Below are 25,724 nucleotides of genomic sequence, written 5' to 3'. Positions count from 1 at the left end.
CGTGGCGGGGCCACGCCGTTCCGCCTGCCGCTCAGGCGGTGAAGCGCTTGGTAAACCCCTTGGGGACGCGCTCGCCGTCGGCATTGGCTTCCAGATGGTCGACCCGCGCGAGGGGAGGCCCTTGTCGGCACGCTTCGGTCATTGCCGTGACAGCGTCATCCTCGCCCGCGACAAGCATTTCGATCCGCCCGTCCTTCAAATTGCGTACCCATCCGGTCACGCCAAATTCCTGCGCGCGGCGCACCGCCCAGTCCCGAAATCCCGTATTTTGAACCTTGCCGGTGACGAACACCCGCTGCACCACTGCCATTGTCATCAACCTTTTACTCGGCGCATCGTCTTGCGCGCGATTACCGTGCTGTAGCACCAAGCGCGCGAAGTCATCGGGGTTCGTCACGAATCCGTCGTAAATCCTGCAGTTTCCGTCGCGTGTTGGCGTTTCTTCACGGATAGGAGATCGCGATCACCTCATATTGCCGCTCGCCTGCCGGGAGTGTAACGCGGCGCACGTCGCCGATTGCGGCCCCCCGCAGCGCCCGCGCGATCGGCGCGTTCCAGCCGATCCGCCCGGCGGCGGCGTCGGTCTCGTCGTCGCCGACCAGCGTCAGTACGCGTTCGGCGGTGTCGCTAAAGTCTTCAGGGTCGGCGATCGTCACCGTCGCCCCGAACCATACGCGCCCCCGGTCCGGCTGCGCTGCTGGGTCGATGACCTTAGCCGCCTTCATCCGCCGGGCGAGAAACCCCAGCCGCCGATCGATTTCACGCAGGCGTTTGCGGCCGTAAATATAGTCGCCATTCTCCGAGCGGTCGCCATTGCCCGCCGCCCAGGAGATGACGTCGACCAGCTTGGGGCGCTCATCGCCCAGCAACTGCTGATATTCGGCACTGAGCGCGGCATAGCCCGCCGGGGTCATGTAATTGGGGCGATCGTCCATCGCGGATGCTACACCACATCTGCCGGTGCGCTGTCATCCCCAAGATGGGGTGTTTCAGCCTGGGGTGCTCTTCCCAAGATACCAACTGATCCGGTTCGCGCCCGACGACCGCGAACGGCTCGGGTTCATCAAATCATAGACCACGGCATTTTCGAGCACGCGCTGCACGTAATTCTTGGTTTCGTAGATCGGGATCGCCTCGATCCAGTCGACCATATCGACGCCGGGCAAGCGCGGGTCGCCATTGGCGCGCAGCCATTTGTTCACATTGCCGGGACCGGCATTATAGGCGGCAACGGCGAGCGGGTAGCTGCCGTAAATCCCGTAAATGTGCCGGAAATAAGTCGATCCGACCATGATGTTGTAATCGGTATCGGTGGTCAGCGCCGACGGATCGTAGCTGAGCCCGAGCTTGGTCGCGGTGTCGCGGGCGGTTCCCGGCATCAACTGCATCAGCCCGCGCGCGCCGGCATGGCTGATCGCGGCGCGGTCGAACTGGCTTTCCTGGCGGGCGATGGCGTGGATCATCGTCCAGTCGTCCTGGCTTGCGACGGGCACGCGGACATTGGGGAAGCCGACGGTGGAATATTCGCTCAGGCCATTTTGCAGCGCACTGCGCCCGACCATGACGCCCAGATCGGGGCGACCGAGCGTGCGCGACAATTCGGTCGACAGGACATGGTCGCTATCGGTCTTGGCGTCGATCGCGATCTGGCGGACGAAGGCGGTCTGGTCGACCCACGCCGCCGTCGTCCCGAGATATTGCGCGGCGCGTACCGTCTCGCGCGCATAGAAAGCCGCGCGGATTTCCGGCGCGACCGGGCGCAGGATCGGGTCGCCCGGCGGATTGAGCGGCTGGCCGATGCGCTCGCTCGCCAATTGGCCGTAAAACAGGTCGTGGAAGCCCGCTGCGCGCGCATAATAGCCATTGGCCTCGTCGCGGTGCCCGGCGGCCTCTGCCGCACGTCCGGCCCAGTACAGGCCCTTGGACTGCGTTGTTGGAGTCCGCGATGCACTGGCATAGAGCAGGAACAGCGGCACGGCATCGGCCGGGCGCGCGAGTTGCTTCAGCGCGGTCTGTCCGGCCAGCCAGGTGAGGCTCGTATAGTCGTCGCGCTCGCCATAGGGGCGGGTGCTGACGTCGGTGCCTGCGGGATAGGCATCGCTGACCTTGCGGGCGATATCATATGCCAGCGTCGCCTGACCGTCTGCTGCGGCTGCCTTGGCGTTGGTCAGCAGCACTTCGAACCATTGTTCGGGGCTGCCGGGCATCATCGCCAGCGCCGGACGCTGCGCCAGCAAGGTGCGCGCGCTGGCGGAGGCACCAGTGCTCCGCAGCCAATTGGCGCGATCCGCCAGCCAGCCCGGATCGGCCGCGCCATATTGCTGGGTCGCTACTGCACGCTCGGCCGCATCGGGGGCGTTGGTACGGAAGGCAAGGCGGGCGGCGAACACCGGTTGCCAGGCGGGGCTGACCAGCGCCATCTGCCGCTGTGCCGCCGCAAGCGCGCCCTGCCACAGCAGCATGTCCATCCGCGCATTATGGTCGGAGGGCGTCAGCGCGTTCGCAAAGCCGGTAATGATCCGCGCTTCATCGGCGGTGGAGAGCGACCCTGCGACCCAGGCGGCGCGCGCAGCCGCATTGGCCTCCTCGCGCACGCCCGTGGCCGCCAGTGCCTCGGCAAAGCGCGTGCGGCCTGAACCCGTCAAAGCTGGGAACCGGTGGAAAAATGCGACAACGGTGGAGGGCGACCAACCGCCCAGATCGAGCGACCGCTCCGCCGCACGCCGCAGGCCCATTTCCCCGGGCCAGCCGGGGTGGGCGAGGAGAAAGCGGGCATAGCGTTCGAAGCTATAGCCGCTCGGTTGTTGCAGCGCCTTCCACTCGGCGATCGACGCCGCCAGCGCGGCGTTGGTTGCGGTCGTGCCCGCCAGCACCTGTGTTGCCCGGCCCCAGCCGAGTTGATCCTGTGCGTCGCTCGACGTCACCGCGATGGTGGAAACCCCCGCCAGCAACAGGGCTGATTTAAGGAGCGAAGCAATCATGTGGACAGAATATGCCTTTCGTCCGTATTTGTCGCGCGACAAATCTAAAAATGCGACGGAATTCCGTCTCTCAGGAGCAACTTAACCATGTTTTCGGGATCAATCCCGGCGCTCGTCACGCCGTTCTCCACCGACGGCGCGTTCGATGAGTCGGCGTATCGCGATCTGGTTGAATGGCAGATTGACGAGGGTTCGACCGGTCTCGTGCCCTGCGGCACCACCGGTGAAGCAGCAACGCTGAGCGTGGAGGAGCATTTCCACATCGTCGGCATCTGCGTCGACCAGACCAGGGGCCGCGTGCCGGTGATCGCGGGGGCGGGCTCCAACGACACGCGCGTCGCGATCCAGAATATCAAGGCGGCCAAGGCGGCGGGCGCAGATGCCGCGCTGATGGTGCCACCATATTACAACCGGCCCAATCAGGAGGGCATCTTCCGCCATTTCGAGGCGGTGGCGCAGGCGTGCGACTTGCCGATCGTGCTGTACAATGTGCCCGGTCGCACCGTGACCGACATTGCCGTGGAGACGGTCGCGCGGATTGCGCATGCCTTCCCCAGCGTGGTCGGCATCAAGGATGCGACGGGGGTGATCCAGCGCGCATCGGCGCAGCGCGCGGCGTGCCCGGCGGGGTTCGTGCAGCTTTCGGGCAATGACGACATGGCGCTGGCGTTCAACGCGACCGGCGGGGTGGGGTGCATTTCGGTGACCGCCAATGTCGCGCCGGCTTTGTGCGCGGCGTTCCAGGCGGCGTGTGCGGCGGGGGACTATGCGGCGGCGCTGGAGCTGCACGACCGGCTTTTCGCGCTGCATGTGGCGCTGTTCACCGATGCTTCGCCGGGGCCGGTGAAATATGCGCTGAGCCGGGTGCGGCCGGACTTTCCGAAAGCGCTGCGCTTGCCGATGACCTGGCCGAGCGAGACGAGCCAGCGCGCGGTGGATGCGGGGCTGGCGGCGGCCGGGTTGGTTTGAGGGGGTAGGGACGTTTGGGGTTGGTGGGAAGCGGACAGGCGGCTTTCGGCGGCAGGCGCGTGTTAGCTGCCGTTCCCGACCTGCTCGTATTCGAGCCCTTGCGGCACAACAGCCATCGTTTGCAATCGTCCCTTGCCCAAGTAGACCAAGTAGCAGTTTCCCGCTGTAGAGAAGCGTCGTTCCAGCTCGCTACTCGGACACGCGTCTTGAATTGACCGCATGGCATCACCGGACAAAGAGTAGAGACGCACTCCATCTTTGATCTGAATTGCGCGTATGTCCTGTATCCAATGAGCTCGCGCCAACGGCATCGCTTTTCCAGCCGAGATAGGGAATGAGCCCGACCAGTGGTTATAGTCCTTCTGGAGATACCGCACCATCAACTGTGAATTTGCTCGATTGTCGACGACGGTGGGCCACGCGTCACAGCCTGAAAGGAATGGCAGAAGCAATAAAACGAATGACCGCATTTGGGCAGCCTATGAGGTGGGGTTCATGGCTGCAAGTGGAGCGAAATCACACATGCTCACTCTGGCAACACTGCACCGGGACAGATTGTCGCACCTTCCCCGTTCGTTTCGAGCGTAGTCGAGAAATGGCAGCTTGCGTTGCGCGGGGTTTCTCGACTTCGCTCGAAACGAACGGTTGGGGGAGATGCGAGGCGTTAAGTGCGCCCCCGCCGCTCAATCCTTGGCGAAAAAGCGGTCGATCACGTCGCGCGCCAGGCGGGCCGGGCGCAGGGTGGTGGCGTCGAGGCAGCACCAGCTCGATTTGACTTCGGCGAGCACGTCTTCGCCGCGCTTGATGATCGTTTCGTAGAAAGCGCGCGCGCCCTGCACCTTTTCGAGCAGCACGGTGGCGATCACTTCGTCGTCGAGAAAGGTCGGCTTGCGATAGGTGATCTCGTGCTTCAGCGCGACCCAGGCGTGAGTCGCCAGCGCTTCTGCCGGGGCAAAGCGCTGCCAGTGGCTGACCACCGCATCCTGTACCCATTTGAGATAGGAGGCATTGTTGACATGGCCCATGAAATCGATGTCGGCGGCATCGATGGCGATGGCGAAGCTGTGCGTCGCGAATTTGGGGCTCAGGCACTCGGTCATACCCTCACCTTATAGGATTGGCGCGCGCATAGCGAGCGAACAACGCGCGCGACCTGCGCAAAATGTGCGATCTTGCGGTGGGTCGGTGCCAATCTGCGCTTGTGGCTTTTGTTTCGCGGCGACAGCGCCTACATCGCCGCTCTTATGGCCCGTCCAAAGCCCCCCGTTTTCGAAAAAACCAAGATCGTCGCCGAGAACCGGCGCGCGCGTTACGATTATGCGATCGATACCGTCTATGAAGCGGGCATCGCGCTGACCGGGACCGAGGTGAAGAGCCTGCGCAGCGGCACCGGCTCGATCGCCGAAAGCTATGCCGAGGTGAAGGACGGGCAGGTGTGGCTGATCAATTCCAACGTGCCCGAATTCAGCCACGGCAACCGCTTCAACCATGAGCCCAAGCGCGCGCGCAAGCTGCTGTTGCATGAGCGCGAGATCAACAAGATGCACGGCGCGGTGGCGCGCGAGGGCATGACGCTCGTGCCGCTGATGGTCTATTTCAATTCCAAGGGCCGCGCGAAAGTCGAGCTGGCGCTGGCCAAGGGCAAGAAGGCGCATGACAAGCGCGATTCGATCAAGGAACGCGACTGGAAGCGCGAGCAAGGGAGGCTGATGCGCGACCGTGGTTGACGTCGTCATCCGCGCCCGCCGCACGGCACAGATCATCGCATTCGCGCGTCGCCACATCCCCACGCGGGAAAGCGTGGAGGCGAATCGCTATCTTCGTCCCGTTGCGCACCGCATTCTCGCCCCGGAATTGTGGCGCTTTACGCGTCGTTCGGTGCCGCGGGGCGTCGCTTTGGGGCTCTTTACGGGCGTCCTGTTCCCATTCGCGCACATGCCCCTGGCGGCGGTGACTGCGCTTCCGGTGCGTGCCAACGTACCGGTCGCCGTCGGGACGACGTTGTTGCACAACCCGGTCACAACGGTGCCGCTATTCTGGTGCGCCTACGAACTCGGGCATTGGGTGTTGCGGCTCGATCGCAGCGTGCCGGGCGCGCCGATTGCCAGCAATGTGAAGGCCAATGTCGGCCTGCTCCATTGGCTGGTTTCGCAGGGTGGTCCGGCGACGATTGTCGGCCTGATTTTGATCGCTGTAGCGCTGTCGGCGGCAGGTTTTTTTCTGGCCGGACTGGTGTGGCGCGTCCGCATCGGTCGCAAATGGCGCAGGCGTGCTGCGCAAAAAGGGCCGAAACAAGCGATTTGACGGAATGTGTCATGCGGTTACAACACGCTCCATTAAATGTCCGTTGAGAGGATTTTTGCATGCGTCGTTCGTTGGTCACGGTTTCCCTGCTCGCGTCTGCGGCACTGGTGGGGGTGACCCACGCAAATCCGGCACCGAAGCCCAAGGTTGCAGCGAAGGCAGAGCCCGCGCCGAAAGCGGCCGGTGCCGAGATCGGCGCGTTCGGGCTCGATATTGCCGGCATGGACACCAGCGTTAAGCCGGGTGATGATTTCGTGAAGTTCGCAGGCGGCAAGTGGGAAGCAGCCACCGAGATTCCGGCGGACAAGGCGACGTACGGTATGTTCAACCGCTTGGCCGACCGCTCGCTGGAACAGACCCGCACGATCCTGGATGCTGCGGCGAAGCGTCCCGGCGACAAGATCGGCGATTTCTATGCGAGCTTCATGGATGACGCCGCGATCAACGCCAAGGGCATCGATCCGATCAAGCCGTGGATCGCCGAAATCCGCGCAGCGGGCGACAAGACTGCGCTGGCGGTCGAGATGGCCAAGCTGCAACGGATTGGCGTGGGCGGCCTGTTCCGCATGGGCGTAGGCCAGGACGACAAGGCCCCCGATACCTACATCGTCGGGCTGAGCCAATCGGGCATCGGCTTGCCCGATCGTGATTATTATCTGAAGGACGACCCCAAGCTCGCCGACACGCGCGCAAAATATCAGGCCTATCAGGTGCAGATGCTGGGCCTCGCCGGTGTGGACGATGCCGCGGCGCGCGGCGCGGCGGTCTACGCCTTTGAAAAGACGCTGGCGACCGCGCATTGGGACCGCATCAAATCGCGCGATTCCGATCTGACCTACAATAAGTGGTCGGCGGCTGACTTCGCGGCCAAGGCCCCGGGCTTCCCGTGGGAGGTCTACATGAAGACGGCGGGGACCGCAGGCCAGGGCAATTATCTGGTCGGGATGCCCAGCGCGTTGACCGACGAAGCCAAGGCTTTCGCCGATGCCCCGGTCCAGGTGGTCCAGGATTTCCTGATCCTGCGCTTGCTGCGCAGCTACGCCGGCGTTCTCGCCAAGCCGATCAACGACGCCAATTTCGCCTTTTATGGCACGGTGCTGAGCGGTGCGCCGCAGCAGCCGGTGCGGTGGAAGCGCGGCGTGGGGATCGTCAGCGGGGCGATGGGCGAACAGGTCGGCCAGGAATATGTCGCGCAATATTTCCCGCCCGCGACCAAGGCGGCGGCGGACCAGCTCGTCAAGAACATCATCGCGGCGATGAGCGTGCGGCTGGACAATCTGACCTGGATGGCCCCGGAAACCAAGGTGAAGGCGCACGCCAAGCTCGCCGCCTTTACCCCCAAGATCGGCTATCCGTCGAAGTGGCGCGACTATTCGGCGCTGACGGTGAAGCGCGACGACATCGTCAGCAATGTCGCGGCGGCGAACGCGTTTGAATATGAGCGCGATCTGCACAAGCTCGGCCAGCCGATCGATCGCACCGAATGGGGCATGACGCCGATGACGGTGAACGCCTATGCCAATCCGCCGATGAACGAGATCGTCTTCCCGGCGGCGATCCTGCAGCCCCCCTTCTTCGATGCCAAGGCGGACCCGGCGGTCAACTACGGCGGCATCGGCGTGGTGATCGGGCATGAACTGAGCCACCATTTCGACGATCAGGGGCGCAAATACGATCCGACCGGCAAGCTCGCCGATTGGTGGACCGCAGAGGACGTCAAACGCTTCACCGCGATGACCGACAAGCTGGTCAAGCAGTATGACGCGTATGAGCCGCTGCCGGGCCTGCACATCAAGGGCGGGCTGACACTGGGCGAAAACATGGCGGATCTTGCCGGGCTGGCGCTGGCTTATGATGCGTATCACCGCTCGCTTGGCGGGAAGCCTGCTCCGGTGATCGACGGGCTGACTGGCGACCAGCGCTTCTTCCTTGGCTATGCGCAGGTCTGGCGGATCAAGTTCCGCGAACCGGCGCTGCGTTCGCAGGTGATTTCGAACGAACATTCGCCCGGGCCCTTCCGCACCGCCGAGGTGCGCAACGTCGATGCCTGGTACAAGGCGTTCGGCGTGAAGGCGGGCGAGAAGCTGTATCTTGCCCCGGCTGACCGTGTGAAGGTCTGGTAAAGGCGGTATTCTGCACCGCGCCGCCTGGACGGGTGGCGCGGTGCGGCGGTGTCTGGCCGCTTTGCCCTTGACGCTCCCGGCGCATCGCCCAATGCAGGTGCGGATGGCATCGCTTCCAACGTCTCCGAACCCGTCTCGCGGCGCAGCTTTGATCGCGATTGGCTGCGGCTGCGCGGCTGCGGCGATCGTTCTGGTGGTGATCGGCAGCGCGCCGATTGCGGCGGCGTTCTTTGCGACCGCGCTCGTGGCGACGGGCGGGCTGCTGTTGTTCCGCCGTCTGTTCCCGCGCACCGCGGAACTCGCTGCCGAGCCGGATTGGAGCGTCGCGCGTACGGTTGCGGAGAGCAGCCCGGATGCGATTGCGGTGACCGATCGAGCCGGACGGTTGGTGTGCGCCAACAATCGCTACGAGACGCTGTTCGGCGGCTTTGCGACCCCGCCGGGGCTGCCGTTTGATGCGACTGGTGTGGAGCTTTTGGGGGCTGCCGGACGCGCCGCCTGGCGTGATGGCTCGGCGGGAGTCGCCCGACTCCTCATCAAAGGCGCGCAGCTTTCCGCCGAAGTGACGCGGGCCGGCGAAGACGGCAACCTTCTGGTCTGGCGTTTCCATGCAACGCAGGGCCTGGATCTCGCCCAGACGATGGAGAATTTGATCTCGGGAGCGACGGGCGATCGACTCGGCAGCGCCGGGATCATGGCGGCGTTGATCAATCCCGACGGGCGGATCCGGGCGGCGAACCGCGTGTTGCGGGCACGCGCGATGGGGCATGAGGAAGGCGCGATCGTCGGTCGCGACTTTGCGCGCTTTCTGATCACCGACTCGCACGGCATGGCGCGGTTCGAACGCGAAGGGCTGGCGCAGAACCCGTTGCGCGTTCTCCAGATCCCGTTTCTCGATGGGGAAGACGCGCCGATGCTGGTCGCGCTGATCGACGAGGAAGAGAATAGCCAGCCTGCCATTGGCGAAAGCGCGGCGGCGCATATCAAGAGCCTGGTGTCGTTGATGCCGTTCGGCGTTGCCTTGATCGGCGGCGACGGGCGCTTCGTGCAGATGAACGACGCCTTTGCGCGGGCGGCGGCGGTCGATCCGCACAGCCCGCCCATCTATCCCGGCGATTTGCTGGTGCGCGAAGACAAGGGTGTGGTCGCCGACGCGATCCGCCGTTTTGCCGGTGGCGCGACGCATTCAACCGACCTTGCGGTGCGGCTGAAGGATCATCCCGACGAGCCGGTCGCCCTGTCGATCGCGGGTGCGCGCGGCCTCGGCAATTCGGCAGTGTTGTTGAGCCTCAAGGACAATAGCGAGGAAACGCGGCTGAAGCGCGAAGTGGCGCAGGCCACCAAGATGCAGGCGGTGGGGCAGCTCGCGGGCGGTGTTGCGCACGATTTCAACAACATCCTCACCGCGATCATCGGGCATTGCGATTTGATGCTGATGCGCCATTCGCCCGGCGACAGTGATTATGACGACATCCAGCAAATCCGCGCCAACTCCAACCGCGCGGCCAGCCTGACGCGGCAATTGCTCGCTTTCTCCCGCCAGCAGACGCTCAGGCCGCAAGTGCTGCAACTGCCCGACGTGATTTCCGAAGTCACCAATTTGCTTAAGCGCTTGTTGGGCGAAAGCGTCACGCTTACCGTCAAACATGGGCGCAACCTGGGGCCGGTGCGTGCAGACCCCGGGCAACTCGAACAGGTCGTCGTCAATCTCGCGGTGAACGCGCGCGATGCGATGATGGCGAAGGATCCGCGCGGCACCGGCACGCTGGCGATCCAGACCTATGCGGTCACCACCGCCGAAGTGCGCAAGCTCGCATCGGATATCCTTCCGGCCGCCGATTATGTCGTGCTTGAAGTGGCCGATACCGGCGGCGGTATCCCGCCCGATGTGCTGCCAAAAATCTTCGAGCCCTTTTTTACGACCAAGGAGGTGGGAAAGGGCACCGGGCTCGGTTTGTCCACCGTTTATGGGATCGTCAAACAATCGGGTGGCTATATCTTTGCCGATAATGTGAAGGCTGGACCGCGCGGGCAGGCGGGGGCGGTATTTACCATCTACTTGCCGGTCCACACCGTCGGTGCCTTGGCGGAAGCGCCACCCGCACGGATTTTGCCGCGCGAGAAGCCGGTCGATCTCTGGGGCACAGGCACGATCCTGCTGGTCGAAGACGAGGACATGGTGCGGGCCGTTGCCGAACGGGCGCTGACACGGCAGGGCTATACCGTGCTGTGCGCCGAACATGGGGAGGCTGCGCTCGAACTGTTGGCATCCGGCCCAAAGCCCGATCTGCTCATATCGGACGTGATGATGCCGTTGATGGATGGACCGACCATGGTGCGGCAAGCGCGCGCGCGCTATCCCGATCTGCCGATCGTGTTCATGTCGGGCTATGCCGAGGAGACGATTCGCAAGTCGATCGATCTCGACAACGTCGCCTTCCTGGCAAAACCGTTTTCGGTACAACAGCTTGCTGAAGCGGTGCGGGCGGTATTGGGTGCGAAATGATTTGGCGCATTCCGGCATGCCCGGCTAAGGGCCTATTATGAGCGGGCCACAGACCATTTTGATCGTCGAGGACGAACCCTTGATTGCGATGATGATCGAGGATTTTCTCGATGTCTTGGGAAAGCGTCATGGCGGCACGGCGGATAGCGTTGTGGCCGCGCTGGCGTTGATTGAAGCGGGTGGCATCGACGCTGCCATCCTGGACGTCAATTTGCGCGGCGGGGAGAAGAGCTTCCCGATCGCGGCGGTGCTTGCGGAGAAGGGCATTCCGTTCGTTTTCGCGACCGGCGGGTCGCATGATAGCGTCGGGGAAGAGTATCGCGATCGTCCGACTCTGGCCAAACCTTTCACGATGGATGGGGTTTCCAAGGCATTGGCGGCATTGGGCTAATCAGGCGGCTGATGGGGGGCTGATCACGATCAACCCAACAAAGCCGGCCTGATGCGGACCCATCGCGGCGCTCTGCCGTTTCTCCTGCCACAATCCCGGCACGGAGACCGATCGTGGCACTTTCCAGCTCAGACATTTCGCCATCCGCTTTGACAAACCCGCAAAAGGTTGGTCCCAAACCGCCGTTCGAACGCCAGAGCCAGCCTTGGCCGGGCCTTGCGCGCGACATGCGGCCCCGGCCCGATCACGGTGAATCGACCTATCGTGGCTCCGGTCGTCTGGCCGGTCGCAAGGCTTTGATTACCGGTGGCGACTCCGGGATGGGACGGGCGGCCGCCATCGCTTACGCGCGCGAAGGAGCCGACGTTGCCATCAACTATCTGCTGGAAGAGGAGGCGGATGCCCGGGACGTGATCGATCTGATCCGCGCTTCGGGCCGAGTCGGAGTCGCCATCCCCGGGGATTTGTGCAGCGAGGATTTCTGCACCACCCTGGTCCAGACCGCAGTCGATACGCTTGGTGGGCTCGACATTCTGGTCAGCAATGCCGCCCGACAACAAACCCACGGCTCGATCCTCGACATTTCCACCGAGGAATTCGACCGGACGATGAAGACCAATATCTACGCGCCGTTCTGGCTCATCAAGGCGGCGCTGCCGCATCTGGCACCGGGATCGTCGATCATCGGGACGACGTCGGAGCAGGCAACCGATCCGTCAGAAGATCTGTATGATTACGCGCAAACCAAGGCAGCAACCACCAATTATGTCCGCAGCCTCGCCAAACAACTGGCGTCGCGGGGAATCCGCGTGAACGGCGTCGCACCGGGGCCGATCTGGACCCCGCTGCAGGTGTCTGGCGGCGCGACGATGGAAAAGCTCGAGCAGTTTGGTGGTCAGACGCCGCTCGGTCGCCCGGGGCAACCGGGCGAGCTTGCCGGGATCTACGTTCTGCTGGCCGAAAGTGGCGGCAGCTACGCCACCGGACAAGTCTATGGCGCAGCGGGCGGCAGCGGAATGCCGTGATCCTGCCGGTTTTTTTAAAGAGGTTGTCGTTCTACTCTTGTTCCATAAGAACAAACACGATACACGGTGCATCACGCATTGAACGCACCCGGCGTTCGGTCTAGCGCAGGAGGCTACCAATGGCGGTATCGTTGAAGGTCATCGACAGCAAAATGGCAGCCTCAGACAAGCAAGCAGACAAAGCCACCGCAGAACGCGCCAAGGCGCTGGAAGCGGCGCTCGCACAAATCGACCGCGCCTTTGGCAAGGGGTCGGCGATGAAGCTGGGCTCGAAACAGACGATGCAGGTCGAGGTGATCTCGACCGGCTCGCTCGGGCTCGACATTGCGCTCGGCGTCGGCGGGTTGCCGCGTGGGCGCGTGATCGAGATTTACGGGCCGGAAAGTTCGGGCAAAACGACGCTGGCGCTGCACGTGATCGCCGAGGCGCAAAAGGGCGGGGGCACGGCGGCGTTCGTCGATGCTGAACATGCGCTCGATCCCGTTTATGCCAAAAAACTGGGCGTAAATATCGACGAGCTGATCGTCTCGCAGCCCGACACGGGCGAGCAGGCGCTCGAAATCGTCGATACGCTGGTGCGCTCCAACGCGATCGACGTGCTGGTGGTCGATTCGGTCGCAGCCTTGGTGCCGCGCGCGGAAATCGAAGGCGAAATGGGCGACAGCCATGTCGGTTTGCAGGCGCGACTGATGTCGCAATCGCTGCGCAAACTGACGGGCTCGATCAGCCGCTCGCGCTGCATGGTAATTTTCATCAACCAGCTGCGCATGAAGATCGGCGTGATGTACGGCAACCCCGAGACGACGACGGGCGGTAATGCGCTGAAATTCTACGCCTCGGTGCGCCTCGACATTCGTCGCACCGGCCAGATCAAGGATCGCGACGAGATCATCGGCAACACCACACGCGTGAAGGTCGTCAAGAACAAGGTCGCGCCGCCGTTCAAGCAAGTCGAATTCGACATCATGTACGGGCAGGGCGTGTCCAAGATTGGCGAGATTCTGGATCTGGGCGTCAAGGCTGGGCTGGTCGAGAAATCGGGCGCGTGGTTCAGCTATGACAGCGTCCGCATCGGGCAGGGGCGTGAGAACGCCAAGACCTTCCTCAAGGAAAATGTCGAAATGTCCGATCGTCTGGAAAAGGCGATTCGCGCACGGACCGACAAGGTCGCCGAGGAAATGATGGCGGGTGCGGAACCCGATGAAGGTGACGACGAGATGTGAGTTTCGCCCCGGTCTGCTGCGGCGGGCCGGAGCAGGGGATGGCGGCAGTGCACGGCTGCGTCCCACCACGATGGCGGTATCGAGCGCTCTCGGTGCCGTCGCAGAGACCGGGAAGGCCCGCCAGCGATGGCGGGCCTTTCATATTGCGGCGGCGGGATGGCCGGAGTGCAGAGTGGCGACCCCCGGCGTCGGGCACCGCAAGGTAGCGTGTGACTTGTGTGCCGCATCGCTGCTAGGATGCGGGCAACAAGCCGACCCGGAGAGCTCTCATGACCTTGATCGTCCACCATCTCGAAAACTCGCGCTCGCAGCGAATTCTGTGGATGCTCGAGGAACTCGGGCTCCCCTATGAGATCAAGCGCTATGAACGGAACAAGCAGACGATGCTGGCTCCGCCCGAACTCAAGCGAATCCACCCGCTTGGCAAATCGCCGGTGCTCGAGGATACCGAGCTGGGGGATGTGATCGTCGAAACGGGCGCTATCGTCGAGTATCTGGTCGAGCGCGGCGATGGTCGGTTGGGGCCGCCCGCGCACCGCGATGGTGTGCTGCGCTATCGCCAGTTCCTGCATTATGCCGAAGGGTCGATGATGCCGCCGCTGCTCGTGCTGCTGGTGGTCAACCGCATTCCGCTGCTCGGCAAGACCGCCGCCAAGCGCATCCAACCGATGATCGACGTCCATCTCGATTATGTCGAAGCCGAGCTGTCGAGCCGTCCATGGTTTGCGGGCGACACGATCACGGGGGCCGACATCATGATGAGCTTCCCGCTGGAAGCCGCGCGCAGCCGCGCGGGCCTCGATGCCTCGCGCCCGGCGACGATCGCGTGGCTCGACAAGATCCACGCGCGCCCGGCCTATCAGGCGGCGCTCGCCAAGGGTGGACCCTATGCCTATGCGTGACGGGCGTCTTTAAAGCGGATCGGACCCCGTTCGCCCTGAGCTTGTCGAAGGGCTCCTATCCCAGCGCGGTGAGCGCGCGGGGAAGAAGGGCTTCGACAGGCTCAGCCCGAACGGCTTTTGGGCGGTCCTGCTTAAGATTAACCGGCGCTATGCGTGATCGGCGCGCGGCAGTTCGTTCAGGCCGATCTCGGGAGGCTCGGGCGCTTCCAGCGTCCCCTCCCATTTGGCGATGACGCTGGCGGCGATGGCATTGCCGACGACGTTGGTGGCCGAGCGCCCCATGTCGAGGAAATGGTCGACGGCGAGGATCAGCAGCAGGCCGGCCTCGGGGATGTGGAACACCGGCAAGGTCGCCGCGATCACCACCAGGCTGGCGCGCGGCACGCCGGCGATCCCCTTGGAGGTGATCAGCAAGGTCAGCAGCATCGTCACCTGCGCGCCGATCGACAGATGGATGTCGTAAGCCTGGGCGATGAACAGCGACGCGAAGGTCATGTACATCATCGACCCGTCGAGGTTGAACGAATAGCCGAGCGGGACGACAAAGCCGGCGATCTTGGGCGGCACGCCGAAGCGTTCGAGCGCCTCCAGCACGCGCGGCAGCGCGGCTTCGGACGAGGCGGTGGAAAAGCCGATCATCAGCGGCGCGCCGATATAGCGGAGCAAGCTGCGGGTGCGCGGACCGACGATGAGGTAGCACAGACCGAACAGCAGCGCCCACAAGACCGCCAGCCCGAAATAGAAGCTGCCCATGAAATAAGCGAGGTTCTTGATGACGCCGGGGCCTTGCTCGGTCAGCGTGGCGGAGACGGCGGCGAACACCGCGATCGGCGCGAACATCATCACGTAATTGGTGACTTGCAACATCACCGCGACCAGCGCCTCGGTCGCGCGGACGAGCGGCGCGGCTTTCTCGCCGACCGCCGATATCGCGACGCCGAGAAACACCGAAAAGACCACGATCTGCAGGATTTCGTTGGTCGCCATCGCATCGAAGATCGACGAGGGCACGACATGGGTGACGAACTTGGCGAGATCGAACCCGGCTTTGTCGAGCCCGCTGCCCTCGGTCACGGGCGGCAGCGCCAGATGCGGCGTGAGGCCGAGCACTTCACCCAGCGACGCGGTGACATGGAACAGCACCAGCCCGAGCGAGAGCGACAGCAAGCTCGCGCCGACGAACCACGCGACGGCGCGCAGGCCGATCCGCCCGAGCGCGCCGGTGCCGCCCATATGCGTGATGCCGACGACGAGGGTCGAGAGCACCAGCGGCGCGATGATCATCTTGATCAGCCGCAGGAACACCGTGGTGATGATCGAAATATAGCCGGCGATTTCCTTCAGCCGCGCCGCGCTGGCGGGGGTGCCGTTGTCGATCGCGGCGTTGAGCGTCCATCCCACGGCGAGGCCCAGCACCAGCGCGATCAGGATATAGGTCGTCAATCGCTTCGCCACGTTTCACCCCTTTTTGTCGTTCGTGTCATCAACGGGAGAAAGTGCGAGCGGTCAAGCCGAAGTGCGGCGTTGCTGCGTTGCGGCGGCCGCCTGCCGCTGGCACAGTTGCGCCAACGACAAAGGGGCGCGAGACGATGAAGATGTTGACGCGGCGTGGGTTTGCAGCCGGAGCAGCGATGCTGCCGGTGCTTTCGGCCAGTGGTGTTCTGCGCGCGGCTGAGCCGGATCTGACGAGTCTGCGCAACATCGCCAGTGGCGCGACGCCGATCGGGCCGGACGAGCGCCGCGCGCGCATCGCCCGCGCGCAGGCGCTGATGAAGGCGCAGGGCATTGGCGCGGTGCTGATCGAATCGGGATCGAGCCTGGTGTATTTCACCGGCGTGACGTGGTTTCGCAGCGAACGGCTGACCGCGGCGATCCTGCCGGTCGAGGGCGAGCCGTGCATCGTCACGCCATTCTTCGAGGAACCCTCGGTCCGCCAGACGCTGGGCGTCGCGGCTGAGGTGCGCGTGTGGCAGGAGGATGAGGATCCGCTGAAGCTGGTCGCGGGCTTCCTGCGCGAACGCAAGCTGGCGGAGCGGCCGATCGGCATTGAGGAAACGGTGCGCTATTTCGCGGTCGATGGCCTGGCGCGCGCGCTGCCGGGGGCGAAGATCGTCTCGGCCAATCCGGTCGTGCGCGGGGTGCGGATGCGCAAGACCGCGCCCGAGATCGCGCTGATGCAGACCGCGACCGACGTGACGATCGCTGCCTATCGCTGGACTGTGCCGCGCGTCGAAAAAGGCATGAAACCCGCCGACATCGCCGCGCTGATGAACGCCGCGACGCGGCAATTGGGCGGCGCGCCCGAATTCGCGCTGGTGCTGATCGGCCCGGCGGCGGCGCTGCCGCACGGCAGCCACGAACCGCAAGTGGTGGCGGACGGGCAGATCGTGCTGATGGATTGCGGCTGCACCGTGCAAGGCTATCAGTCCGACGTCTCGCGCACCTTCGTGTTCGGCAGCGCGAACAAGGAACAGCGCACGGTGTGGGATCAGGTCCGCGCTGGCCAGGCCAAGGCCTTCGCCGCCGCGCAAATCGGCACGCCGGCGGGGGCGGTGGATGATGCGGTGCGCGGGTTCTATGCGTCGCTCGGCTATGGGCCGGGCTATCGCTTGCCCGGCCTGTCGCACCGCACCGGGCACGGCATCGGGCTTGACGGGCATGAGCCGGTCAACCTCGTCCACGGCGAAACCATGCGGCTGGCCGAGGGTATGTGTTTTTCGGACGAGCCGGGCCTGTATCTGCCGGGCAAGTTCGGCGTGCGGCTGGAGGATTGCTTCCACATGACCGCGACCGGGCCGAAATGGTTCAGCGTGCCGCCGACTTCGATTGATGCGCCGCTGGGGTGAGGGGGCTAGTTGTGCCGACGTTGCCGGATTGGTGGGTAATGGCCCTAGGGGAGTGGGCCACTGCCTTGGATGGGAATTCGCTTTTCAATGATCTTCTGACCCAGGTAGCTGCCGCCCCTGAGTTGCAAGCACTGCGGCGTTTCAAAGTCCCCTTTTCGGGCAAAGATGAGACTTTTCATCTGATAGATTGACTTGGCTGGCCGCGCTTTCAGCAAAGCTTTGACGGTATTGGCATTTCCCAAATCAATGCCCTCCAGCTTTGGTTCTGTCCCTACGTTAGTATCCTTCCCGCTCGAGCATTCGACAACATAAACATGAGGATACACCTCTGAGTGAGAAATACGCTGAACGTCTTCCTTTTCTAATAATGCGGTGAGTAGCACCCATATCCCGAAGCCATAAGGCTTGCGTGATGCCGCTTCGGCGTCATTCTGAAATTCAGTCGACGAGGCCGGTCGAACAATTGCATTCCTGGCATCGATTTCGACCGAACAGCCTGTTAGCAACATTGCGCCAGCCGCCACTATGGATGATGAAAAAGGCTTCATAGCTCCTATCTAACGGCTATCTCCGATGTCGTATATTGGTCGGAAAGAGATTTCCCGCAGTTTTGATACTATTGTCAGTTGCGCCACACCCCGCTTCCCCGGCGAAGGCCGGGGCCCAGTGGTGGGCGGGTTATGGCGGGGGCTGGTCTTTCTTGCATCTGCCCTACCTACTGGGCCCCGGCCTTCGCCGGGGAAGCGTGTGGTGGGGGGCGTCTTGGGGCGCCCCGCTCCCGTCAGATCAACGCCGCCGTGAACGCGCTCTTGTCTCCGTGCCAGCGCGCCACCGCCGCCGCCCGGTCCTTTTCCGCCGCTGCCGTCTGCCCCAGCGCGGTCAGCGCGTCGGCCCTGACCGACAGGCTCACTGGGTCGCGCGGGCGGCGGGTGAGGGCGGCGTTGGCTTGGGCGAGCGCTTGCTTGGCATCGCCTGCGGCCAGCAAGGCGGCGGCGAGGCTGCGTTCGGTTGGATACCACCACACGGGCGGATCGTCGAAATGGGTCAGGACCTTGGAGGTTTCGATCTTCGCCGCCGTGCGATACGCCTTCACCGCATCGGCCGGGCGGTGTTCCAGCATGGCTGCGCGGCCTTCGAGCACGGCCTTGGCGATGCGCATCAGCGCGGTTGCCTGCAGGCTGGCATCCTCTTTGTTGGCAGGGCCAGCGCGCAGCGGGATCGCCGCCGCTTCGGCACGGACTGCGGCGGCATTGCCGAGGCGTGCATAGGCTTCGCCGCGCGCATAATGGCGATAGGCGCGCAGGAAACCGTACGCCGCGCCGGGTTCGGGCAGCGCCAGCACCGCGGCCGGATCGGCGAAGCGGCCTTGCGCGAAATAAGCGGTGCCGCCGACCATTTGCTGGAACGGGTCGGATTTGGGCGCGCGCGACAGTGCCCCGAGCACGGGCGCGGACAGCGCCAGCGCATCTTTCGCGTCACCCGCGATCAACGCGCCGCCAATGCCGAAATGGACATTGTGCGCGTGGTAAGGCTGGCGGAACACGCCGTCTGGCTCGGGCGCATGCGCGGCCTTCGCATCGGCGACGCCCAGCGCCGCCGCGCGGACATTGGCGGTGGCGGCATCCTGATAGCGGCCGATCCAATAATAGGTATGGCTCGGCATGTGGATCAAATGGCTGGCGGCGGGGGCGAGCGCGGCGAGGCGGTCGGCATAGCGCTCGGCGCGCGCCGGGAAGCCGCTCATCTCGGTCGCGTGGATGTAGAAATGGATGGCGGGGGTGAAATCCGGGTTGCGCTTGAGCACCGTCTCGAGCAGCGCGACCGCGCGCGGCAGCGTGTCGCCGCGCTCGCCCAGCGCCGCCGGGATCATCCAGGCATCGGCGGCGAGCGTCAGCAGCTCGTCACTGTCGGGGTGCGCGACCGCGATCGCTTCCATCGCACGGGCAAAAGTGATGTCGCCCTTCCCCTTGCCGCCGCCATCGCGGTAGCGCAGCGCCAGCGCCGCGAGCAGCTGGCGTTCGAGCAGTGGGCCGGTCGCAGCCATCGGGATCGCCGCATCGACCAGCTTGCCCATCTTCACTTGGGTGGCGGCGTCGACGGGGAAGTTGATCGTCGGGCCGCCCGACCAGGCTTCGCCCCAGCGGCACATTGCGCAGGCCGGGTCGAGTCGCGCGGCCTCGGCAAAGGCGGCGCGTCCTGCATCGTGCGCGAAGGCGTGGCTGAGTTGCAGGCCGTTGTCGAAAAAGGCCTGGGCTTGCGGTTTGGCGGTGCGGATGGCGAGCGCGCCCGCGCCGAAGCCGGGCAGGAGGCGCGCAACGCTAGGGGCTATGGTGTCATCGCCGCAAATGGCGTGCGGCGGCGCGCTGGCGGTGGCACCCGTCACCTCGGCCGTGGGGGCAAGCAACAGCAGCAGTGGCGCAATCTTCAACACGCGCATCACGGGTCCCCAGGCAAGTTCCCTGCGCGATAGCCGATCGCGACGAACCGAGCCATGCTTGAGATACGCACGCGCCTCGCCTAAGCACCGCGCATGACCCAGCTCTCGATCTCGACCAACGACATTCGTCGCAGCTTCCTCGATTATTTCGCGGCCAACGGCCATGCGAAGGTCCCGTCTGCGCCGTTGGTGCCGCAGAACGACCCGACGCTGATGTTCGTTAATGCCGGGATGGTGCCGTTCAAGAACGTGTTCACCGGCCTGGAATCGCGGCCGTATTCGACCGCGACGTCTTCGCAGAAATCGGTGCGCGCGGGCGGCAAGCATAATGACCTCGACAATGTCGGCTATACGGCGCGGCATCACACCTTTTTCGAGATGCTCGGCAATTTCTCGTTCGGCGATTATTTCAAGGAACGCGCAATCACGCTCGCCTGGAATTTGCTGACCAAGGAATGGGGGATCGACCCCAACCGGCTGACCGTCACCGTTTATCACACCGATGACGAAGCGTTCGATTTGTGGCGCAAGATCGCTGGATTGCCGGAAGAGCGCATCATCCGCATCGCCACCAACGACAATTTCTGGTCGATGGGGGACACGGGGCCGTGCGGGCCATGTTCGGAAATCTTCTTCGACCATGGCGACCATATTTATGGCGGCCCGCCGGGCAGCCCCGAGGAAGATGGCGACCGGTTCGTCGAGATCTGGAACCTCGTGTTCATGCAGTTCGACCAGGCCGCCGATGGCACGCGCACGCCGCTGCCGCGCCCGTCGATCGACACCGGCATGGGGCTGGAGCGCGTGGCCGCCGTGCTGCAGGGCGTGCACGACAATTATGATACCGACACCTTCAAGGCGCTGATCGCGGCCTCGGTCGCGCTGTCGGGCGCGCCGCTGACCCCCGAGACGCAGGCGAGCCACCGCGTGATTGCCGATCATTTGCGCTCGTCGGGTTTTCTGGTGGCTGATGGCGTGCTGCCCGCCAATGAGGGGCGCGGTTACGTGCTGCGCCGTATCATGCGTCGCGCGATGCGCCATGCGCATTTGCTGGGTGCGAAGGAGCCGTTGATGCACCGGCTGGTGCCGGCGCTGGTTTCCGAAATGGGCGCGGCTTACCCGGAGCTGGTGCGCGCGCAGGCGTCGATCGAATCGACCTTGCTGCAGGAAGAAACGCAGTTCCGCCGCACCTTGGTGAACGGCTTGCGGCTGCTGGAAGAAGCGACGGCGGGGATGGCCGAAGGCGACACGCTGCCGGGCGAGACCGCGTTCAAGCTCTACGACACGTTCGGTTTTCCGTATGATTTGACCGAAGACGCGTTGCGGCGTCAGGGCTTCGGGATTGATCGCGCCGGGTTCGACACCGCCATGGCCGAGCAGAAGCGCGCCGCGCGGGCGGCCTGGAAGGGATCGGGTCAGCGCGCGTCGGATGACGTGTGGTTCGACATTGCCGAAGCGAGCGGCAGCACCGAGTTCATCGGGTACGCGAGCGAAGAGGGCGAGGGCCAGGTCGTCGCGATCGTCAAGGACGGCGCGCGGGTCGAGCGTGCGGGGCCGGGGGAGACGGTCGAGATCGTCGTCAACCAGACGCCTTTTTACGCGGAGAGCGGCGGTCAGGTCGGCGATACCGGCACGCTGACGGGTGGCGGGGTGCTGGCGCATGTCGAGGATACGCGCAAATATCTGGGCCGCCTGTTCGCGCATCAGGCGAAGATCGAGCAGGGCGAGATCGCGGTTGGCGATGCGCTGCATCTGACGATCGACAGCGGGCGGCGCGACCGGATTCGCGCCAACCATTCGGCGACGCATTTGCTGCACGAGGCGCTGCGCCAGCGGCTGGGGCTGCATGTCGCGCAAAAGGGCAGCATGGTCGCGCCCGAGCGGCTGCGCTTCGACTTTTCGCAACCGACCGCGATCGACCCCGCTGCGCTGGCGCAGGTCGAGGTCGACGTGAACCACCAGATCCGTGCCAACGGCCCGGTCACCACGCGGTTGATGACGCCCGACGAAGCGATTGCGGAAGGGGCGATGGCGCTGTTCGGCGAGAAATATGGCGACGAAGTGCGCGTCGTGTCGATGGGGCGCGAGGGCGACGAGATCTACTCGCTCGAACTGTGCGGCGGCACGCATGTCCGCGCGCTGGGCGACATTGGCCTGTTCACCGTGGTGAGCGAAGGCGCGGTGTCGAGCGGCGTGCGCCGCGTCGAGGCGCTGACCGGGGAAGCCGCGCGCTCCTACCTCACCTCGCGCGACGAGAAATTGCGCGAGGCGGCGACGGCGCTGAAATCCTCGCCCGACGAAGTGCCCGCGCGCGTGGCGGCTTTGGTCGAGGACCGGCGGCGGCTGGAGCGTGAATTGGCCGAAGCCAAGAAGGCGCTGGCGCTGGGCGGCGGGGCCGGTGCGGCTGCGGCGGGGCCGGAAGAGGTTGGCGGCGTGCAGTTCCTCGGCCAGGTGGTCGAGGGGCTCGACCCCAAGGGCCTGCGCGGCGCGGTGGACGAGATGAAGCAGCGCGTCGGCTCTGGCATTGCGATGATCGTCGCGGTCAATGAGGGACGTGCGTCGGTGGCGGTTGGTGTGACGGCCGATCTGGTCGCGACGCGCAGCGCGGTCGATCTGCTCAAGATCGCGGTAGCGACGCTGGGCGGGCAGGGTGGCGGCGGTCGCCCCGACATGGCGCAAGGCGGTGGGCCGGACGGTGCGAAGGGGGCTGAAGCGGTCGCGGCGGTGAAGGCGGCGCTGGCGGGGTGATCTTGCCACCCCGGCTTTGCGCCGGGGGCGCTGTTTGCGGCTACTCTGCTTTAAGGCGCGCGCGGCGCAAGCGTGGGGTCACGTCCATCTCCGCCGCCGCCTTGATTTCCTCGCGCAATTCGGCGCGCTTTTCGTGGATCGAGGCGATGACCGGGCCGACCGCGACGCCAAGATCCGTCAGTACCGCCTCCGCCAATTGCAGCGAGCTTTCCAGCGTTTCGGGCACCGCGTCGCTCGCGCCCGCTTTGTAAAGATCGGCGGCATGGGCGGTGTCGCGGGCGCGCGCGATGATCGTCAGATCGGGCACCCAGCCGCGCACGCGCCGCGTCAAGGCGATGCTCAGCACCGGATCGTCCATCGTCAGGATCAGCGCGCGCGCGCGGCCGAGATTGAGCCGGTCGACCAGTTCCGGCCGCACGACATCCCCGAAAATGACGGGATAGCCGTCCCTGCGGGCAGCCTTCACCGCGTCGATATCGGCTTCCACCGCGACATAGGGCTGGCCGTGGATTGTGAGCATGTCGCACACCATCCGCCCGACGCGGCCAAAGCCGATGACAACGGTGCCGGGGCCGTCCTCCGGGATCGAGGCTTCGGGCGAATCACCCTGGCGACGCTCGATCCGCTTGGCGGCGCGCTTGCCGAGCAAAGCGAGCAATGGCGTGATCGTCAGGCCGATCGCGGTGACGGTCTGCCAGAAGCTGGCGAGTCCCGGGGCAAGCAGTTGCGCCTGACCCGCCGCGCCGAGCACGATCAGCGTCGTTTCGGACGGGCTGCCCATCAACATGCCGGTTTCCGCTGCCACCCCACCCCTAATCCCGGCCAGCCGCAGCAAACCGAAAGTGACCAGCGCCTTGATCGCGACGACGGCGATGATGGCGAGCAGATACGATCCCCAGTCGGCGACGATCGCGCCGAGATCGACGCTCATGCCGACGGTGATGAGGAACACGCCGAGCGCCAGCCCCTTGAACGGCGCGGTCATCACTTCGACTTCGCTGTGGTAATTGGTTTCGGCGATGAGCAGCCCGGCGATCAACGCGCCGACGATCGGGGAGAGCCCGGCTGCCGTCGTCGCCAGGCTCGCGGCGATCACCACCAGCAACGACGCCGCGAGGAACAGTTCCGGGCTCTTGGTGCGCGCCGCCTGGGCGAACAATTTGGGCAGGAAGAAGCGCCCGCCGACGAACAGGATTGCGACCGTCAGGATCGCGCCGCCGCCAACGCGCGCGAATCCCATCCATCCGCCCGCCGCCGCCATCGGCCCCAGCGCGCCCAGAATGAAGATGATCGGCACCAGCGCCAGATCCTCGAACAACAGCATGGCAAACGCCGTACGCCCGACAGGGCTCGACGTGCCCGCGATCGGGAGCACCAGTGCGGTGGACGAAAGCGCAAGCGCAATACCCAGCGCGAACGATCCGGTCCACGCCACGTCCGTCAACAGGTGCAAGCCGGTACCGAGTATCAGCCCCGATCCGATCAATTCCGCCGCACCGGTGCCGAAGACAAGTCGGCGCATCGACCACAAGCGTTTGAACGACAACTCGAGCCCGATCGAAAACAGCAGCAGCACGATGCCGAATTCGGCAAAAGGCTCGATCGCGTGCGGATCGGAAATGGTGATGTGGTAAAGCCAGGGATAGCTGGGGACGAGCGCGCCCAGCCCCGACGGGCCGACCAGTAATCCGACGAGAATGAAACCGATGACCGGGCTGATCTTGGCCCGCGCAAAAGCGGGGATAACGAGCCCGGCTGCCCCCAGGATTACAAGGGCGTCGCTGAAACCGGTGGAGTTTAGGGGAGATGCCATTGCGCCACTGTACGCAACACATTGGCGGCTTGTCAGCTTTTGACTGACAAAAAAGACCTTTAGTGGCCGAAAGACGGTTCGGCGGCCACGGGTCCGTATCGGACGCGGTGGCCGCCAAGTAGATTTGGGAGGAGGGTTAGGCCGAAGCGCCCATCGCCTGTTCGAGATTGACGCGCACCTGCTCGAAGAACTGCTCGGTCGTCATCCACGGCTGATCGGGGCCGATCAGCAGCGCCAGATCCTTGGTCATGTGGCCGTTCTCGACGGTCTGGATGCAGACACGCTCGAGCGTCTCGGCGAATTGGGTCACCTCGGGGGTGCCGTCGAACTTGCCGCGATATTTCAGGCCGCCGGTCCAGGCGAAGATCGACGCGATCGGGTTGGTCGAAGTTGCCTTGCCTTGCTCGTGCTGGCGGAAGTGGCGCGTAACGGTGCCGTGTGCGGCTTCCGCCTCGACCGTCTTGCCATCGGGGGTGAGCAGCACCGAGGTCATCAGGCCGAGCGAGCCGAAGCCCTGCGCGACCTGGTCGGACTGCACGTCGCCATCATAATTCTTGCATGCCCAGACGAATTCGCCGTGCCACTTGAGTGCCGAGGCGACCATGTCGTCGATCAGGCGATGTTCGTAGACGATCCCCGCTTCCTTGAACTTGTCCTTGAACTCGGTCTCGAAAACCTCGGCGAACAGATCCTTGAAGCGGCCGTCATAGGCCTTGAGGATGGTGTTCTTGGTCGACAGGTACACCGGCCATTTCAGGTTCAGGCCGTAATGCATCGAGGCGCGCGCGAAATCGCGAATCGAATCGTCAAGATTGTACATCGCCAGCGCGACGCCCGCCGACGGGAATTGGAACACTTCGCGGTCGATCACTTCGCCGTCATCCCCGTCGAACACCAGGCGCAGCTTGCCCGGGCCGGGAACGAGGAAGTCGGTCGCGCGATACTGATCGCCGAATGCGTGGCGGCCAACGACGATCGGGTGCGTCCAGCCCGGGATCAGGCGGGGCACGTTCTTGATCACGATCGGCTCGCGGAAGATGGTGCCGCCGAGAATGTTGCGGATTGTGCCGTTGGGCGACTTCCACATCTTCTTCAGGCCGAATTCCTCGACGCGGGCCTCGTCGGGGGTGATCGTCGCGCATTTCACGCCGACGCCGTATTTCTGGATCGCCTTTGCGCTATCGACCGTGATCTTGTCGTCGGTCGCATCGCGGCTCATCATGCCGAGGTCGTAATATTCCAGATCGATATCGAGATAGGGGAGAATGAGCCGTTCGCGGATCCACTGCCAGATGATCCGCGTCATCTCGTCGCCATCGATTTCCACGACGGGCGTCTTCACCTTGATCTTCGCCATCACGATCTTTCCTATGGGAGTTTCGAGGAGCGTCTAGGAGCATGGCGCGCGGCGATCAACCCGGTGCGGAACGGCAGGAGCGCGGGATGATGATTGTGG

Annotated in this window: 20 protein-coding genes; 11 read left to right on the top strand and 9 right to left on the bottom strand. The window is 64.4% G+C overall.

The window, feature by feature from the left end; all coding sequences use genetic code 11:
• Positions 1 to 31: 31 nt before the first annotated feature.
• The 3 genes from ACP7BL_RS03835 to ACP7BL_RS03825 are packed head-to-tail and all read right to left on the bottom strand — an operon-like array spanning position 32 to position 2,981.
• On the bottom strand, positions 32 to 397 hold the full coding sequence (locus ACP7BL_RS03835) for an acylphosphatase (protein WP_341203337.1): 366 nt from the start codon (positions 395 to 397) through the stop codon (positions 32 to 34).
• Positions 398 to 443: 46 nt separating this feature from the next.
• Positions 444 to 935, bottom strand: coding sequence for a GreA/GreB family elongation factor (locus tag ACP7BL_RS03830; protein WP_137902596.1), 492 nt, complete (start codon positions 933 to 935; stop codon positions 444 to 446).
• A gap of 54 nt (positions 936 to 989) precedes the next feature.
• Positions 990 to 2,981 carry a lytic transglycosylase domain-containing protein gene (locus tag ACP7BL_RS03825; RefSeq protein WP_426257667.1) on the bottom strand — a complete coding sequence of 664 codons (1,992 nt, stop codon included), beginning with the start codon at positions 2,979 to 2,981 and terminating at the stop codon, positions 990 to 992.
• A gap of 87 nt (positions 2,982 to 3,068) precedes the next feature.
• Between ACP7BL_RS03825 and dapA the strand changes: the two genes are divergently transcribed.
• On the top strand, positions 3,069 to 3,950 hold the full coding sequence (gene dapA, locus ACP7BL_RS03820) for a 4-hydroxy-tetrahydrodipicolinate synthase (protein ID WP_426257666.1): 882 nt from the start codon (positions 3,069 to 3,071) through the stop codon (positions 3,948 to 3,950).
• 683 nt (positions 3,951 to 4,633) lie between these two features.
• Here dapA and ACP7BL_RS03815 read toward each other — a convergent pair.
• Complete coding sequence (locus ACP7BL_RS03815) at positions 4,634 to 5,050, bottom strand: acyl-CoA thioesterase (protein WP_033964580.1); 417 nt, start codon at positions 5,048 to 5,050, stop codon at positions 4,634 to 4,636.
• A 144-nt stretch (positions 5,051 to 5,194) separates the two neighbouring features.
• On the opposite strand from ACP7BL_RS03815, the gene smpB reads away from it, so the two are divergent.
• The 8 genes from smpB to ACP7BL_RS03775 all read left to right on the top strand — a co-directional run bounded on the left by smpB (position 5,195) and on the right by ACP7BL_RS03775 (position 14,424).
• The gene (gene smpB, locus ACP7BL_RS03810; protein ID WP_033964621.1) at positions 5,195 to 5,677 is read left to right on the top strand and encodes an SsrA-binding protein SmpB; all 483 of its coding nucleotides are present in this window, start codon (positions 5,195 to 5,197) and stop codon (positions 5,675 to 5,677) included.
• A complete protein-coding gene (locus ACP7BL_RS03805) occupies positions 5,670 to 6,254 on the top strand; it encodes a DUF2062 domain-containing protein (RefSeq protein ID WP_052192291.1) in 585 nt (194 codons plus the stop codon). Before smpB ends, ACP7BL_RS03805 begins: the two co-directional genes overlap by 8 nt.
• Positions 6,255 to 6,313: 59 nt before the next feature.
• Complete coding sequence (locus tag ACP7BL_RS03800; protein ID WP_137902599.1) at positions 6,314 to 8,377, top strand: M13 family metallopeptidase; 2,064 nt, start codon at positions 6,314 to 6,316, stop codon at positions 8,375 to 8,377.
• Between the two features lie 103 nt (positions 8,378 to 8,480).
• On the top strand, positions 8,481 to 10,883 hold the full coding sequence (locus ACP7BL_RS03795) for a response regulator (RefSeq protein WP_126845676.1): 2,403 nt from the start codon (positions 8,481 to 8,483) through the stop codon (positions 10,881 to 10,883).
• Between the two features lie 37 nt (positions 10,884 to 10,920).
• Entirely contained in the window at positions 10,921 to 11,274 is a 354-nt protein-coding gene (locus tag ACP7BL_RS03790) for a response regulator (protein ID WP_033964581.1), read from the top strand.
• 110 nt (positions 11,275 to 11,384) lie between these two features.
• The gene (locus tag ACP7BL_RS03785) at positions 11,385 to 12,299 is read left to right on the top strand and encodes an SDR family oxidoreductase (RefSeq protein WP_426257927.1); all 915 of its coding nucleotides are present in this window, start codon (positions 11,385 to 11,387) and stop codon (positions 12,297 to 12,299) included.
• A 119-nt stretch (positions 12,300 to 12,418) separates the two neighbouring features.
• Complete coding sequence (gene recA, locus ACP7BL_RS03780) at positions 12,419 to 13,522, top strand: recombinase RecA (RefSeq protein ID WP_010403152.1); 1,104 nt, start codon at positions 12,419 to 12,421, stop codon at positions 13,520 to 13,522.
• Positions 13,523 to 13,791: 269 nt separating this feature from the next.
• On the top strand, positions 13,792 to 14,424 hold the full coding sequence (locus tag ACP7BL_RS03775; protein WP_126845675.1) for a glutathione S-transferase family protein: 633 nt from the start codon (positions 13,792 to 13,794) through the stop codon (positions 14,422 to 14,424).
• Between the two features lie 147 nt (positions 14,425 to 14,571).
• Here the strand turns inward: ACP7BL_RS03775 and ACP7BL_RS03770 are convergent, their stop codons facing one another.
• A complete protein-coding gene (locus tag ACP7BL_RS03770) occupies positions 14,572 to 15,879 on the bottom strand; it encodes a dicarboxylate/amino acid:cation symporter (protein WP_426257665.1) in 1,308 nt (435 codons plus the stop codon).
• A 134-nt stretch (positions 15,880 to 16,013) separates the two neighbouring features.
• On the opposite strand from ACP7BL_RS03770, the gene ACP7BL_RS03765 reads away from it, so the two are divergent.
• A complete protein-coding gene (locus ACP7BL_RS03765) occupies positions 16,014 to 17,270 on the top strand; it encodes a M24 family metallopeptidase (protein ID WP_426257664.1) in 1,257 nt (418 codons plus the stop codon).
• 44 nt (positions 17,271 to 17,314) lie between these two features.
• On the opposite strand, the gene ACP7BL_RS03760 is transcribed toward ACP7BL_RS03765, so the two are convergent.
• Together ACP7BL_RS03760 and ACP7BL_RS03755 are read right to left on the bottom strand one after the other, a co-directional pair.
• Entirely contained in the window at positions 17,315 to 17,818 is a 504-nt protein-coding gene (locus ACP7BL_RS03760; RefSeq protein WP_426257663.1) for a hypothetical protein, read from the bottom strand.
• Between the two features lie 233 nt (positions 17,819 to 18,051).
• On the bottom strand, positions 18,052 to 19,707 hold the full coding sequence (locus ACP7BL_RS03755; RefSeq protein ID WP_426257662.1) for a hypothetical protein: 1,656 nt from the start codon (positions 19,705 to 19,707) through the stop codon (positions 18,052 to 18,054).
• Between the two features lie 93 nt (positions 19,708 to 19,800).
• Between ACP7BL_RS03755 and alaS the strand changes: the two genes are divergently transcribed.
• Positions 19,801 to 22,455 (top strand): alanine--tRNA ligase, encoded by a 2,655-nt coding sequence (gene alaS / locus ACP7BL_RS03750; RefSeq protein ID WP_426257661.1) that lies wholly within the window; start codon positions 19,801 to 19,803, stop codon positions 22,453 to 22,455.
• A gap of 40 nt (positions 22,456 to 22,495) precedes the next feature.
• On the opposite strand, the gene ACP7BL_RS03745 is transcribed toward alaS, so the two are convergent.
• Both ACP7BL_RS03745 and ACP7BL_RS03740 read right to left on the bottom strand, forming a co-directional pair.
• Positions 22,496 to 24,268: a cation:proton antiporter gene (locus tag ACP7BL_RS03745; protein ID WP_126845670.1), complete on the bottom strand. Its 1,773-nt coding sequence runs from the start codon at positions 24,266 to 24,268 to the stop codon at positions 22,496 to 22,498.
• 136 nt (positions 24,269 to 24,404) lie between these two features.
• Positions 24,405 to 25,625: an NADP-dependent isocitrate dehydrogenase gene (locus ACP7BL_RS03740; protein WP_010403143.1), complete on the bottom strand. Its 1,221-nt coding sequence runs from the start codon at positions 25,623 to 25,625 to the stop codon at positions 24,405 to 24,407.
• Between the last annotated feature and the right edge of the window lie 99 nt (positions 25,626 to 25,724).

This window comes from Sphingomonas sp. DC1600-2, assembly GCF_049897605.1.
Lineage (GTDB): Bacteria > Pseudomonadota > Alphaproteobacteria > Sphingomonadales > Sphingomonadaceae > Sphingomonas.
This window is presented reverse-complemented; position numbering and strand designations above follow the sequence as displayed.